This is a genomic window from Streptomyces sp. NPDC001732, from assembly GCF_053596315.1.
Window position 1 is genome coordinate 14270 of record NZ_JBSFFY010000015.1, and the last position, 13869, is coordinate 28138.

General features: G+C 72.4%; 11 protein-coding genes. 4 read left to right on the top strand and 7 right to left on the bottom strand.

All coding sequences use genetic code 11. From position 1 onward, the window contains the following. Positions 1 to 31 precede the first annotated feature (31 nt). Positions 32 to 1495 (bottom strand): amidase, encoded by a 1464-nt coding sequence (locus ACWCXX_RS17185; protein WP_451127929.1) that lies wholly within the window; start codon positions 1493 to 1495, stop codon positions 32 to 34. 294 nt (positions 1496 to 1789) lie between these two features. On the opposite strand from ACWCXX_RS17185, the gene ACWCXX_RS17190 reads away from it, so the two are divergent. Continuing rightward, positions 1790 to 2452, top strand: a complete 663-nt coding sequence (locus ACWCXX_RS17190) for a hypothetical protein (protein WP_451127931.1) — start codon at positions 1790 to 1792, stop codon at positions 2450 to 2452. After that, positions 2449 to 3543 carry a nucleotidyl transferase AbiEii/AbiGii toxin family protein gene (locus ACWCXX_RS17195; protein WP_451127933.1) on the top strand — a complete coding sequence of 365 codons (1095 nt, stop codon included), beginning with the start codon at positions 2449 to 2451 and terminating at the stop codon, positions 3541 to 3543. The genes ACWCXX_RS17190 and ACWCXX_RS17195 overlap by 4 nt, the downstream gene beginning before the upstream one ends. Here ACWCXX_RS17195 and ACWCXX_RS17200 read toward each other — a convergent pair. Beyond that, positions 3527 to 3880 (bottom strand): hypothetical protein, encoded by a 354-nt coding sequence (locus ACWCXX_RS17200; protein WP_451127935.1) that lies wholly within the window; start codon positions 3878 to 3880, stop codon positions 3527 to 3529. The genes ACWCXX_RS17195 and ACWCXX_RS17200 overlap by 17 nt on opposite strands. Positions 3881 to 4147: 267 nt before the next feature. Between ACWCXX_RS17200 and ACWCXX_RS17205 the strand changes: the two genes are divergently transcribed. Next, the gene (locus ACWCXX_RS17205) at positions 4148 to 4924 is read left to right on the top strand and encodes a hypothetical protein (protein ID WP_451127937.1); all 777 of its coding nucleotides are present in this window, start codon (positions 4148 to 4150) and stop codon (positions 4922 to 4924) included. A gap of 54 nt (positions 4925 to 4978) precedes the next feature. Here the strand turns inward: ACWCXX_RS17205 and ACWCXX_RS17210 are convergent, their stop codons facing one another. From ACWCXX_RS17210 to hydA, 3 genes are all read right to left on the bottom strand, one after another. Then, positions 4979 to 6529: an NCS1 family nucleobase:cation symporter-1 gene (locus tag ACWCXX_RS17210; RefSeq protein WP_451127939.1), complete on the bottom strand. Its 1551-nt coding sequence runs from the start codon at positions 6527 to 6529 to the stop codon at positions 4979 to 4981. Between the two features lie 129 nt (positions 6530 to 6658). Beyond that, positions 6659 to 7678 carry a TIGR03842 family LLM class F420-dependent oxidoreductase gene (locus ACWCXX_RS17215; protein WP_451127941.1) on the bottom strand — a complete coding sequence of 340 codons (1020 nt, stop codon included), beginning with the start codon at positions 7676 to 7678 and terminating at the stop codon, positions 6659 to 6661. A gap of 146 nt (positions 7679 to 7824) precedes the next feature. Next, the gene (hydA, locus tag ACWCXX_RS17220; protein WP_451127943.1) at positions 7825 to 9216 is read right to left on the bottom strand and encodes a dihydropyrimidinase; all 1392 of its coding nucleotides are present in this window, start codon (positions 9214 to 9216) and stop codon (positions 7825 to 7827) included. 527 nt (positions 9217 to 9743) lie between these two features. On the opposite strand from hydA, the gene ACWCXX_RS17225 reads away from it, so the two are divergent. Further along, positions 9744 to 11630 (top strand): alkaline phosphatase family protein, encoded by a 1887-nt coding sequence (locus tag ACWCXX_RS17225; protein WP_451127945.1) that lies wholly within the window; start codon positions 9744 to 9746, stop codon positions 11628 to 11630. Between the two features lie 96 nt (positions 11631 to 11726). Here the strand turns inward: ACWCXX_RS17225 and ACWCXX_RS17230 are convergent, their stop codons facing one another. Then, on the bottom strand, positions 11727 to 13010 hold the full coding sequence (locus ACWCXX_RS17230; protein WP_451127947.1) for an aspartate aminotransferase family protein: 1284 nt from the start codon (positions 13008 to 13010) through the stop codon (positions 11727 to 11729). Next, the gene (locus ACWCXX_RS17235; RefSeq protein ID WP_451127949.1) at positions 13007 to 13849 is read right to left on the bottom strand and encodes a nitrilase-related carbon-nitrogen hydrolase; all 843 of its coding nucleotides are present in this window, start codon (positions 13847 to 13849) and stop codon (positions 13007 to 13009) included. Before ACWCXX_RS17235 ends, ACWCXX_RS17230 begins: the two co-directional genes overlap by 4 nt. Positions 13850 to 13869: the final 20 nt, after the last annotated feature.

A 13869-nucleotide genomic window follows, 5' to 3' on the forward strand; every position in this document is an offset into this window, starting at 1 on the left:
GGGGTGGGGCGGTCGGCCGGCCCCCGGGCGGTCAGCCGACCCCGGGGGCGGCCGTGGCGGCGGGCGGCCGGAGCTCGTACCACCGCCGGTCCGCCTCCAGCTGCGCGGCGAGGGAGATCAGCCGCTCCTCGCTGCGGGAGGGGCCGAGCAGCTGGGCGCCGACCGGCAGTCCGGCGCCGGTGAAGCCCGCCGGTACGTTGATGCCGGGCCAGCCCAGTACGTTCCAGGGCCAGGCGTACGGGCACGCCTCGGTCATCGCCAGGTCGGTGCGCCAGGCGCTGAGCCCGTCGAACCGGCCGATCGGGGGCGGCGGCAGCGCGGTCGTCGGGGTGAGCAGCACGTCGTAGCCGGTGCCGGTGCGGGAGCCGTGGAAGAACGCGCCGATTCTGCGGTGCTGGCGCACTTCGCGTTCCCTGGCCGCCCGCACCACCCGGCCGCCGAGCCGGGTGCCGGTGCGCAGTGCGCTGCGGGTGCGCGGGTCGAGGAGCGCGGGGTCGGGGTGGCGGGCGGCGAGTTCGGCGATCCCGGCGGTGGCCCGGGGGACGAAGCCGAGGCCGATCAGCCCGTAGCGGGGCCTGGCCTCCTCGACGTCGTGGCCGAGCCGGGCGAGGGTTTCGGCCAGTGCGGTGACGGCGCGGCGCACGTCGGGGTGGGGTTCGGAGCCGGTGAAGGTGAACGGGGGGCGCCAGGCGAGCGCCACGCGCAGCCTGCCGGGGTCGCGGCGGGCGGCGGCCGAGGCGTCGACGGGCGGCGGCCGGTGCGGGTCGTGGGGGTGGGCCCCGGCGACCGCGTCGAGCAGCAGCGCGGCGTCGGCGACGGTCCTGGCGAGCGGTCCGTTGACGGTCAGGCCCTGGAAGTCGCGGTGCGGGTGGCCGGAGATCCGGCCGCGCTGGGGCTTGATGCCGACGAGATGGGTCCAGGCCGCCGGGATGCGGACGGAGCCCGCGCCGTCCGAGCCGAGCGCGGCGGGCACGAGACCGGCCGCGACGGCCGCCGCCGAGCCGCCGGACGAGCCGCCGGGGGTGTGGCCGGTGTGCCACGGGTTGCGGGTGGCGCCGAACGCGGGGCCCTCGGTGAACGGCCACTGGCCGAGTTCGCAGGAGTTGGTCTTCCCGACGATCACGGCTCCGGCGGCGCGCAGCCTGCGTACGGCCTCGCTGTCGGCGGCGGCGACGGGCAGGTCGCCGTCGCAGCCGAAGTGGGTCGGCATCCCGGCGACGTCGGTGTCGTCCTTGACCGCGACCGGTACGCCGAGCAGGGGCAGCCGCTCCCCCGCCGCGAGCCGGCGGTCGGCCTCGGCGGCCTCGGCGAGCGCGGCCTCGGCGCGCAGGTGCCGGAAGGCGTTGAGGGTGCTCCGGCTCGCCTCGATGCGGCGCAGCGCGGCGGACACCTGCTCGGTCGAGGTGGTGGTGCCCTCGGCCAGCTCCCGTGCGCTGTCGGCCAGTCCGGCCGGACCGGCCGGACCGGTGGTTTCCACGGCTTGCGTTGAGGACATGGGCTGACCGCCTTCCTCGTATCGGCAGAGGCGCGCGACGCGTCTGTGGTCCGAACGAACTTACCGGAGGGTAACGAGTAGTGAGCAGTCCGCTCAACCGTTCGGCGGAAAGTGGCGGGGTAGCGCGCCGTGGAGGGGGCCGGGCGGCCCGGGGAGGAGGGGCCGGGCGGCGCGCCGGGCAGTGTCAGTGCTGCTTGTTAAGTTCTGCCGACGGGGACGGGCCGGGCAGTGGTCCGGTGCGACCCGGGCACGGATGGCGAAGGCACGGATGGCGAAGGCACGGATGGAGGGCGTGTGGAAGCGGAGTTCGAGGGCGAGTTCGAGACGCATCTGACGGTGCGGTTCGATCCCCGCGCCGACGACGCGGAGGAGGACGCCCGGCTGGCGCGCTGGGCCCGGCTGCACGGCCTGAAACTCACCCGCATCGTCCTGGACCGCGGCGCCGTGCCGGACCAGCCCATGCTGACCGAACGGGGCCGGGGCTCGCTCTCCGGACAGCGGGCCGCCGCGGGGCTGCGGGCGGAGGCGCTGAGCGCGGCGGGGTTCCCCGTCGTCCGGGTGAAGATCGAGGCCGCGCCGTGGAACGAGGACGTGCCGGGGACGGTCGACGAGGCCGCCGCGCTGTCCCCGGACTGCCACTTCGAGCACCACGTCAAGCTGCTGCTCTCCGGCGAGTCCGACCTCGCCGCCGCACGGGCCGCGGCCGAGCGCCACGGCGCGCACCTGTCGCGCAACGCCCGTCGCACCGACGGCCGGGGGCGCCACGAGCGGTTCGTCACGCAGCGCTGCCGCGCGGTGGGCCGGCCCGGGGCGCGGGCCCGGCTCGAAGCGCTCCTGCGCGCGCTGGCCGGTGCCGGGCTCGAAGTCCTGGAGGTCGAGGAGGAGTTCGTGGTGCACGACGACCATCCGGCGGTGGACGCGGGCTGGATCGACGAGCGGGTCGAGGTGTCGCCGTGACCACGCACGACCGCCCCGTTCCCGGGGAACCGGTGTTCGACGACCCGGCGCTCGCCCCGCGCTGGCGGGCCGCCCGGCGCGCCGCCCAGGACCATCTGCTGCGCGTGATCGCCGGGTCGCCGTGGGGCGGCCAACTGGTCCTGCGCGGCAGTTTCCCGCTCCGGGCGTGGGTGGGCGCGGCGGCGCGGGAGCCGGGCGACCTGGACTGGATGGTGTTCGGGCCGTCGGCGGAGGACTTCGTCGACCCTCTCGATCCCTACCCGTACGTCTCCGGGATCGAAACGGTCCAGCACTGGCCGGAAGCCGCGCACGGCGCGGCCGTTCCCGAGCTGTGGACGGACGAGGAGTCCCACGAGACCGCCGGTGCCCGGCCCCTGATCGCGCCCGAGGGGCTGCACTGGATCGAGTCCGAGGACCTCGACGACTCCGACGAGTCCGGGGAGTGCGAGGACTTCGGAGGCATGTACACGCCTCGCTCCACCCTCGCCGAGGTCGTCGCCGCCCTGGCGGCCGGGCCGCCGCCGCCCGAGGGGATACGCATCGATCCGGACCGGGTGAGGGCGGACGACACGTGGATGTACCGGGAGTACGAGACGCCCGGTGTGCGGGTCCTCGTGCCCTGGCAGGCCGACGGGCTGCCGCCGGGCGAGCTGGGGATGGACTTCGCCCAGGACGAGCGGCTGCCCCGGACCCCGGTGTGGACGGCCTGCCCGCGCGGTGACGGCGGTCCGCCGACGCCGGTGCGCACCGCGGACCCGGGGCTCTCGCTGGCCTGGAAACTGCTGTGGCTCGCCGAGGACCAGGAGGCGGAGGGCCGGTCGGCGGCCAAGGACCTGTACGACGCGGTGCTGCTCGCGGAGCACCCCGGGACGCGGCTCCCGCCCCGCCTGCTGCGCACCGTGCTCGGCCCGCACGCGGAGGGGTTCACGCCCCGGACGGTGCTGGACTGGCCGGTGGACTGGGCCGCGTTCCACGCCGCCCACCCGTGGGTGGACGGCGGCCCCGACCGGCTGCGGGAGCGGCTCGCGGGCGCGCTGCCGCGTCTGCTGGAGGACGGCGCGCCGCGGCCGGACCCTACGGCTGGACGGTGATCTCCCCGATGCCGGTGCCCAGGCTGCCGCAGTGCGCGGTGGACTGACCGGACTGGCCGGGGTTGAGCGTGACGTGTTCGCCGTCCACGTCCGGGGACCAGCCGCAGACCAGGTGCACCCAGAAGGTCTGCGCCGTGCTGCCGTTGTTCCGGCACAGCGCGAAGCCGGTGTAGTCGTCGATCTCGTGCTTTCCGGTCTCGCAGGACAGGCCCGGCGGGGTGGCCGGGGGCGCCAGGGCGGTGGCGGCGCTCACGGGCACCGCGAGCGCGGCGGCCGCCCCCGTCACCACGAGGCCCCGCAGCACCGTCCTGGACACATTTCCCGTCGACAGCTTCATGTCTTCCCGTTCCTTCTCGTGGGTGGCGGGCCCGGCGCCGACGGACTCGCCGAGGGCGGCCCCGGCGACGGCGGACCCGGTGCGCCGACAACCGTCCCCCACTCCCCGTCACCCAAAACGCGGCAGAACGTCACGCTGCGTGCGCAGGGTCGCGGTGTCCTCCCCCGTGCGACCGGCCCGCTCCCGGCGTACGCTCGGAACCATCGGATCGCACGCCTGAACAGGCCCGACGGGAACAGGCCCGACGGGTTCCCCGAGGGAGGCGACGTGACCGGTCGACGCATCCGCACGTGCCGGGCCGCCTGGACGGCCGTCGTCCTCCTGGGTATCACCGGCGGCAGCGTCCTGGGCGGTGGCGCGGCGCGGGCCGACAACGGCATCGACGACCTCCCCGCGCAGCAGATCGCGGACCGCTCCCGCGACGCCCTGCTGAGCGCCCGTTCCCTGCACCTCAGCACGCGCGGCGATCTCGGCACCGACAGCCCGCCGATGAGGCTGGAACTCACCCTGGACCGGGACGGCAACTGCAACGGCTCGGTGGATCTCGGCAGGAACCAGGGCTCGGTCCGGATCGTGAAGCGCGGCGAAGCCGTCTGGGTCAAGCCGGACGCGAACTTCTGGAAGAACCAGGTCCCGGGCGGCGGTTCGGCCTTCGCCGCGATCCTCGACGGGCGTTACATGAAGGGCTCGGCCGACGATCCCCGGCTGCGCGGCCTGGCGGACGGCTGCGACCTGGACACGTTCCAGAAGCTGGTCAGGGACAACGCGGACAACGAACGGGGGACGCTGGACAAGGGCCGGAAGACCACCCTCGCCGGGGCTCCGGTGGTCCCGCTGACCCGGACGCAGGACGACCGGACGCTGACGATGTACGTCGCGGCCACGGGCAAGCCGTACCCGCTGAGGATCACGGTGCGCGGCGGCGGGGCCGACGCGGTCGTGGGCTTCTCGGCCTTCGACAAGCCGGTGCCCACGGCCACGCCGCCGCCGGACCAGTCCTACGACATCAGCGCCCTGCTGGGCCGCTCGATCGCCCCGACGTGACCCCGGGCCGGCCACCGACCCCCACCCGCCGGTGGGGACCGGCCTCCCGCGCCCTCAGCCGCCGTCGGCCGGCCGCCGCCCCGCTCCCGCCGTCAGTGCCACGTACACGAGCAGTGAGACGCCGAGCCCGACGGCCCAGCCGTAGTCCGCGAGGGGTTTGAGGAACGGGACGAGCCCGTCGGTGGGGAACGGTCCGGCCTTGTTCCCCTTCGCGTCGAGCGTCGAGTAGGACCCGCCGACGGCGAGCACACCCCCGACGACGAAGGCGACGACGGCCCGCCAGTTCCAGCCGCGCGCGTACCAGTACCGCCCTCCAGCCACGTACAGGTCGGCGAGGTGCAGCACGGTCCGGCGGATGATCCAGTAGTCCGCGATCAGGATGCCGGCCACCGTGCCCAGCAGTCCGCCGACCACGCCCAGCCAGGTGAAGATGTACAGCTCGGGCGTCGACGTCAGCTTCCACGGCATGATCAGCACGCCCACGACCCCCGTGATGAGCGCGCCCGTGCGGAAGTTGATGAGCTTCGGCGCCAGGTTCGCGAGGTCGTACGCGGGAGAGACCACGTTCGCCGCGATGTTCACGGAGATCGTCGCCACGAACACGGTGACGAGGGCGAACAGCAGCCCGAAGACGCTGTCCGTCTTGGCGGCGAGCTCGACCGGGTCCCAGATCGCCGCCCCGTAGACCTTCTCCGAACCCGCCGTCACCAGCACCGACATGAGCGCGAACGCCGTCATCGTGGTCGGCAGGCCGAGGGTCTGGCCCCACACCTGGGCGCGCTGCCCCTTGCCGAAGCGGGTGAAGTCCGGGATGTTCAGCGACAGCGTCGACCAGAAGCCGATCATGCCCATCAGGCCCGGGAAGAAGATCTTCCAGAAGTCCGCGCCCCAGCCGACCTTCGACGGCTCGTGCAGCAGCGGGCCGAAGCCGCCCGCCTTGTTCGCGATCCAGACCAGCAGCACCACCGCGCCGACGAGCACGAACGGCGCCGCCCAGTTCTCGAAGCGGCGCAGGGTCTCCATCCCCCGGTAGATGATGGCGAGTTCGAGCGCCCAGAAGAGGACGAAGCAGAGCCACAGCGTCCAGGGGTAGCCGCCGACCTCCGCCGCGTCGGCCCAGCCCCCGAAGATCTTTCCCAGGAGCACGAAGACGCCCTGGCCGCCGATCCAGGTCTGGATGCCGAACCAGCAGCAGGCCACCGCGGCACGCACCATGGCGGGCAGGTTCGCGCCGCGTATCCCGAAGGAGGCGCGGGCCAGGACCGGGAAGGGGATGCCGTACTTCGGTCCGGCGTGCCCGGTCAGCAGCATCGGCAGCAGCACGATCACGTTCGCCAGCGCGATCGTGAGGACCGCCTGCTTCCAGTCCATGCCGAGCGCGACCAGGCCGGAGGCCAGGGTCCAGGACGGGATGCAGTGGGCCATGCCGATCCACAGGGCCACGAAGTTGTACGTGGTCCAGCGTCGCTCGGCGATCGGGACGGGGCGCAGGTCCTCGTTGGCGTAGCGGCTGCCGGAGGGGTAGGCGTCGGCGGGGAGTTCGACGCCCGCCCCTCCGGCCGGTATCGGGGAGGGCGGAGGCGGGGGTGGGGCGGTGTTGGTCATGGGCAGTCCGTTCGATGAGGTGCCGCGGGCCCGCCGGGGCTCACGGGGGACGGGGGAACATGGCCGTGCGGGTGCCGTGAACTGCCTTGCCCGGTCGGGGTGCGACCGGTGGGCGGGATAACTCGCCCGTCATGCGTCGAGTACGGGAATGATGTTCTTGCCGTACTCGTCGATCACCGACTCCTTCGCGTCGTGCATCGCGTACAGGGCGAACTGGTCGACGCCCAGGTCCCGCAGCGCGCGCAGCCTTTCGAGATGTGTCTCGACCGGGCCGATCAGGCAGAAGCGGTCCACGATCTCGTCCGGCACGAACTTGGTGTCGGGGTTCCCGGAGCGGCCGTGGTGCGCGTAGTCGTACCCGTCGCGCGCCTTGATGTAGTCCGTCAGTTCCTGCGGCACCAGGCCCGAGTCCGAGCCGTACTTCGCCACCAGGTCCGCGACGTGGTTGCCGACCATGCCGCCGAACCAGCGGCACTGTTCCCGGGCGTGGGCGAGCGCCTCGGGCGAGTCGTCCCGCGTCACGTACGCGGGCGCTGCGACGCAGATCTTCACCTCCGACGGGTCGCGTCCGGCGGCGACGGCCGCGTCGCGCACCGCCTTCACCATGTACTCGGTGAGGAACGGGTCGGCGAGCTGGAGGATGAATCCGTCTGCCTCCTCGCCGGTCATCTTCAGCGCCTTGGGCCCGTACGCCGCCATCCAGACGGGGACCTCGGCGCCCTCCCGCACCCAGGGGAACCTGATGACCGTGCCGCCGAGGTCGGCCTCGTCGCCGCGGCCCAGGGCCCGGATCGCCTTCATCGCTCCGCTGATCCGGGCGAGCGTGTTCGGTTTGCGCCCGGCGACGCGCATCGCGGAGTCGCCGCGTCCGATGCCGCAGACGGTGCGGTTGCCGTACATGTCGTTGAGGGTGGCGAAGGTGGAGGCGGTCACCTCCCAGGTGCGGGTGCCCGGGTTGGTGACCATCGGGCCGACGACGAGGTGTTCGGTGTGTTCGAGGATCTGGCTGTAGATGACGAACGGCTCCTGCCACAGCACGGCGGAGTCGAAGGTCCAGCCGTGGCTGAAGCCGTTGCGTTCGGCACGGCGCATCAGGCCGACGACGGCCGAGGCGGGCGGGTCGGTCTGCAGGACGAGTCCGAAGTCCATGTGAAGCCCCTTACTGGTCGAGTCCGGATCGGCGGTGTGCGGTCGCGCCGCGGGCCGCCGAACGATCCACGCGTACTGATTGCCTGCCGGGACCGGGTGCCGCGGACGGCGGTGTGCCGTCCGCGGCACCCGGCGGGCCGGACCGGTCAGTCCAGGTACTGGCAGAGGCCGCGCGGGGTGTACACGCCGTGTCCGGCACGGCCGGTGAACTCCCGCTCGGTGATGACGGGTTCGCCGCGCGACAGGACCGTTTCCACCCGGCCCGTCAGCCGCTTGCCCTCGTACGCCGAGTAGTCGACGTTCATGTGGTGGGTCTCGGCCGAGACGGTCTGCTCGGCGGTCGGGTCGTAGATGACGATGTCGGCGTCCGCGCCCGGCGCGATGGTGCCCTTCCTCGGGTACAGGCCGAACATCCGGGCCGGTGCCGCGCAGGCGATCTCGATCCAGCGGCGCCGCGAGATGTGCCCGTCCACCACCGCCTGGTGCAGCAGGTCCATCCGGTTCTCCACGCCCGGCATCCCGTTCGGGATCCTGGAGAAGTCGCCTCGGCCCATTTCCTTCTGGCCGGAGAAGCAGAACGGGCAGTGGTCCGTCGACACCACCTGCAGGTCGTCGGTGCGCAGCCCCCGCCAGAGCGCCGCCTGGTGCTCCTTGGGCCGCAGCGGTGTGCTGCACACGTACTTCGCGCCCTCGAAGTCGGGCTCGGCGAGGTTGTCCGTCGACAGGAACAGGTACTGCGGGCAGGTCTCCCCGAAGACCGGCAGGCCCTCGTCCCGGGCACGGGCCAGCTCGGCCACCGCCTCCTGTGCCGACACGTGCACCACGTACAGCGGCGAGCCCGCGACCTGCGCCAGTTTGATCGCGCGGTGCGTCGCCTCCGCCTCCAGCAGCGCCTTGCGGACCTCTCCGTGGTAGCGCGGATCGGTCTCGCCGCGGGCCAGCGCCTGCTCCACCAGCACGTCGATCGCGATGCCGTTCTCCGCGTGCATCATGATCAGGCCGCCGTTCTCACCGGCCCGCTGCATCGCCCGCAGGATCTGCCCGTCGTCCGAGTAGAAGACCCCCGGGTACGCCATGAACAGCTTGAACGAGCTCACGCCCTCCTCGACGAGCCCGTCCATCTCCTTCAGCGTCGACTCGTTCACGTCCGCCACGATCATGTGGAACGCGTAGTCGATCGCGCAGTTGCCGTCGGCCTTCGCGTGCCAGGCGTCCAGCCCCGCCCGCAGCGCCGCCCCCTTGGACTGCACCGCGAAGTCGACGATGGTGGTCGTGCCGCCCCACGCCGCGGCCCTCGTGCCCGTCTCGAAGGTGTCCGACGCGAAGGTGCCGCCGAACGGCATCTCCATGTGCGTGTGCGCGTCGATCCCGCCCGGGATCACGTACTTGTGCGACGCGTCGATGACCCGGTCGGCAGTCCACTGCTGGCTGCCCGGTGTCGCCAGCGCCACCACCCGGCCGTTCTCGATCAGCACGTCCGCGTGCAGCTCCTCGGCGGCCGTGATCACAAGGCCACCGGTAATCAGAGTCCGAGTCATACCTCACAAGTCCCTTCACATCGCGTCCGCCGAAGAACACGGCTGCCTCCGGCCGCACCGCGGCGGACGGCCCGGCCGGTCGGAACACACGGGCATCCGGGGAACGGCCGGCCGGCGGGACCGCCGTGGAAGACGGCGCGGCTCATGTACCCCTCCTCACTGTGGCGGAATGGGTCTACGCACGTAGATGAGGTGCGTGATGAAGAACGTAGAAGTGGGTTACCCACTGTGGCAATACCGCTGCCGCCAACCGCTGAAGACGTTTCTGTTTCATCCGCCCGACACTCCACCGGCCCACAGCCGGTCGCGGCCCGGCACCGTTCGCGGGCGGCGCGGACACGTGCGGGGACGAGCCGTGGAGCCACCCCTGGATAACGAACTGATGACGGGTCTGGTCCAGATGTCGAATCCGGTTCACGCGCTCGTCCCGTACGCGGTGTGATCCGCTCACCACCGGCCACCAGCCTCGAACACGTCACCGGACGCCCCCGTTGCCCGGTGCCCATCGACCGATCCCGGAGGATCACGTGTCCCTGTCGCGCTCCGCGCGTACGGTGCTGGCCGCCGCCACCGTCGCCGCCGTCGCACTGCCGCTCGCCCCCACCGCCGCCCGCGCCCAGAGCCCCGCGGCGCCGTCCGCCGCCCCGTACGCCGGTCTGCCGTCCGGCACCAAGCAGGCCAAGACCCTGGTCATCGGCATCGACGGCGCCACCTTCGACGCCTTCTCGCGCGCCGACGTACCGCGCATCGAGCGGCTGATGGCCGAGGGGCTGACCGCCCGGAGCAACCTGTACGCCAACCCGATGGCCCCGACCGTCTCCGGCGCCGGCTGGTCGTCCGTCGCCACCGGCGTCTGGCCCGACAAGCACAACGTGAAGGACAACGACTTCACGAACCCGAACTACGACCGGTACCCGGACTACGCGACCCGGCTGGAGGCCGCGGACCCGGTCACGTCCACCCTGGTCGTCGGCACCTGGGCCCCGATCCCCCAGACCGTGTTCGGCGCGAAGACCGATCTGCGGATCGCGGGCGGCAACGACGAGGGCACCACCGCCAAGGCCGCCGACCTCCTCGCGCACGGCAACCCCGACTCCACCTTCGTCCACCTCGACGAGGTCGACGGCGCCGGTCACAGCACCGGCTCCGCGAGCGACGCCTACCTCAAGGCCCTGAACGCCGCCGACACCCGGGTCGGCCGGCTGCTCGACACCGTGACCTCGCGGCCGACGTACGCACAGGAGGACTGGCTCGTCGTCGTCACCGCCGACCACGGCCACACCCCCACCGGCGGGCACGGCGGCAACACCCCGCTGGAGCGCGGCACGTTCGTGATCGCCAGGGGCAAGGCCATCCGGCCCGGCTCGGTGCGCGACGACGTCAAGATCACCGACATCGCGCCCACGGTCCTGCGCCACGAGGGCGTCGTCACCGATCCCGCCTGGGACCTGGACGGCACCTCGCTCTCCGAACCGGAGCCGGACGACTTCGACGCCCTGCGCCCCTCGCTGCGCGGGCCCGTCGACGAGACGAAGCTCCCGGCCGACGCCAAGGGCTGGACGAACACCGCGCCCGAGGGCTGGACCGTCGACAACTCGAAGATGCCGGCCGGCGGTGTCACCGAGTGGCGCGGCTGGGCCTTCGCCACCGACGAGTTCTGGTCCAACGCCGAGCGCGGCCAGGGGCGCGAGACGAACGTCCGCGCCCGCGACGTGTTCGCGGTCGCCGACTCCGACGAGTGGGACGACAAGGCGCACGGCGCCGGACAGTTCGACTCCACCCTGATCAGCCCCGTCTACCGACTGAACGGCGCGGCGGGTGCGACCGTCTCGTACGCGACGGACTACCGGGTCGACGGTCCGCAGACCGGCGACGTGCACGTCTCGTACGACGGCGGCGCCCCGCAGCTCGTGAAGTCCTACCGGGCCGACAGCAACACCGCCGAGCACCTTGCGCTCACCGTCCCGGCGGGCGCGCGGACGGCCCGGCTGAGCTTCCGCTACACCGGTACGAACAGCGCCTTCTGGACGGTCGACCGGGTCGCCCTCGACCAGCCCGCCCCGCCGTCGCAGCTCGCCGTGGCCTCGCTGGCGGCCGACGCCCGGCTCCTCGGCCGACCCGGCTCCGACGCGGCCTGGAAGGTCACCGCGCACGGCGTCGTGAGGACCGCGCAGGGCGAGCCGGTGAAGGGCGCGCAGGTCACGGCCGAGCTGACGGCCGACGGCACGGTCCACCGGCTGACCGGCACGACGAAGAAGGACGGCTCGGTCCGCTTCGGGGCGACCGTGCGCCGGGGCGTCGCCGGGGCCACGCTGAAGGTCACCGACGTGCGCTACCGGGACCTCGCGTACCACGGCGAGCTCGACCCGGTCCGCGCCCTGGACCTCACCCGGCCCACCGGCCACCGGGACTGACCGGCCGGACGGCCCCGGAGCCACCGGCCGGGGCCCGTCCGCCACTCGGTCCACCGGGGCCGGGCACGTGCGATGCGCACCGGCCCGGCCCCGGTCTCAGGCCACCGACCGAAGGGCCTCGGCCAGGATCTCGGCACCCTCCTCCGCTTCCCGGACGGTCAGCGAGAGCGGGGGCGCGATCCGCAGCACGCTGGTGTTGTGGCCGCCGCCCTTGCCGATGAGCAGACCGCCCTCCCGGGCCGCTTCGAGCACGGCCGCGGCTGCCTGCGGGTCCGCCTCGTCGGTACCGGGTCGCACCAGCTCGATGCCGATCATCAGGCCCCGGCCGCGCACCTCCCGTACGTGCTCCGACCCCGCGGCGACCGCCCGCAGCCGCTCGATCAGCAGCCCGCCGACGCGCCGGGCATTGCCCTGGAGGTCGTGTTCCAGCAGGTACGAGAGGTTGGCGAGACCGGCCGCCATGGTGACCGGGGAACCGCCGAAGGTCGAGATGGAGTTGGCGTCCAGGCAGTTCATGACGTCGGCGCGGGCCACGACACCGCCGATCGACATGCCGTTCCCGATGCCCTTGGCGAAGGTGAGTATGTCCGGCGGCCCGTTCCGGCCGTGCGCCTGCCAGCCCCAGAAGTGCTCGCCGGAGCGGCCCCAGCCGGTCTGCACCTCGTCGGAGATCCACAGGACGCCGTGCCGGTCGAGGACCCGGCGGAACTCCGCGTACAGCCCGTCGGGCGGTGAGGTGAACCCGCCCACGCCCTGGATGGGTTCGGCGATCAGGGCGGCCGGTGTCCGGGTGTGGCCGAGCAGGTCCTCCAGGTCCGCGACGCAGGCCGCGACGAACTCCGCGTCACCGAGGTGCGCGTACGGGCCCCGGGTGCGGACGCCACCGTGCACGTACAGCGTCTGCAACGGCGACAGGCTGGTGGGCGACCAGGCGTTGTTGCCGGTGATGGAGACCGCGGAGAAGGACCTGCCGTGGTAGCTGTTGCGCATCGCGAGGATCTGGTTCGACTTGCGGTACGCGGTGGCGAGCAGCAGGGCCGTGTCGTTGGCCTCGGTGCCGGAGGTGGTGAAGAAGACCCGGGCGTCCGGAATGCCGGAGAGCGCGGCGATGCGCTCGGCCAGCTCGACCATCGGCCGGTTGAGGTAGAGCGTGGAGGAGTGGATGATCCGCCCCGCCTGCTCGCTGACCGCCTTGGTCACCTCGGGCAGGGCGTGGGCGGTCATGGTGGTGAGGATGCCGCCGAAGAAGTCGAGGTAGCGCCTGCCGTCGGCGTCCCAGACGTGACGGCCCTCGCCGTGGGTGATCTCCAGGGGCTCCTTGTAGTAGAGCGCCAGCCAGTCGGGACAGACGGCGAGGTGGCGGTCGTGCAGACTGCTCACGGCTCCACCAGTCCCTCGTACGCGTCGGGGCGGCGGTCCCGGTAGAACGCCCACTGCTGCCTGACCTCGTCGATGAGGCCGAAGTCGAGGTCGCGGACGACGAGTTCCTCCTCCTTGTCGCTGGCGACCTCGCCGACGAACTGGCCGCGCGGGTCGACGAAGTAGCTGGTCCCGTAGAAGTCGTTGTCGCCGTACTCCTCCTGGCCCACGCGGTTGATCGCGGCGATGAAGTATTCGTTGGCGACGGCGGACGCGGGCTGTTCCAGCTGCCAGAGATAACCGGAGAGGCCGCGCGAGGTGGCCGAGGGGTTGTACACCAACTGGGCGCCGTTGAGCCCGAGTTGACGCCAGCCCTCCGGGAAGTGGCGGTCGTAGCAGATGTAGACGCCGACCTTGCCGACGGCGGTGTCGAAGACCGGCCAGCCGACGTTTCCGGGCTTGAAGTAGTACTTCTCCCAGAATCCCTTGACCTGCGGGATGTGGTGCTTGCGGTATTTGCCGAGGTAGGAGCCGTCGGCATCGATCACGGCGGCGGTGTTGTAGTAGAAGCCCGACTGCTCGACCTCGTAGACCGGCACGACGATCACCATGCCGGTCTCCCGGGCGAGGGCCTGCATCCGGCGGACGGTCGGCCCGTCCGGCACGGCCTCGGCCCAGCGGTAGTGCTCGGGTTCCTGCACCTGGCAGAAGTAGGGGGCGTTGAACACCTCCTGGAAGCCGATGATCTGCGCACCCCGGCGGGCGGCCTCGCGTGCGTGCTCCTCATGCTTGGCGATCATGGACTCGGTGTCGCCGGTCCAGGTCGCCTGGACGAGTGCGGCGCGTACGACTTGGGACATGAGCTGCTCCTTCAACACGG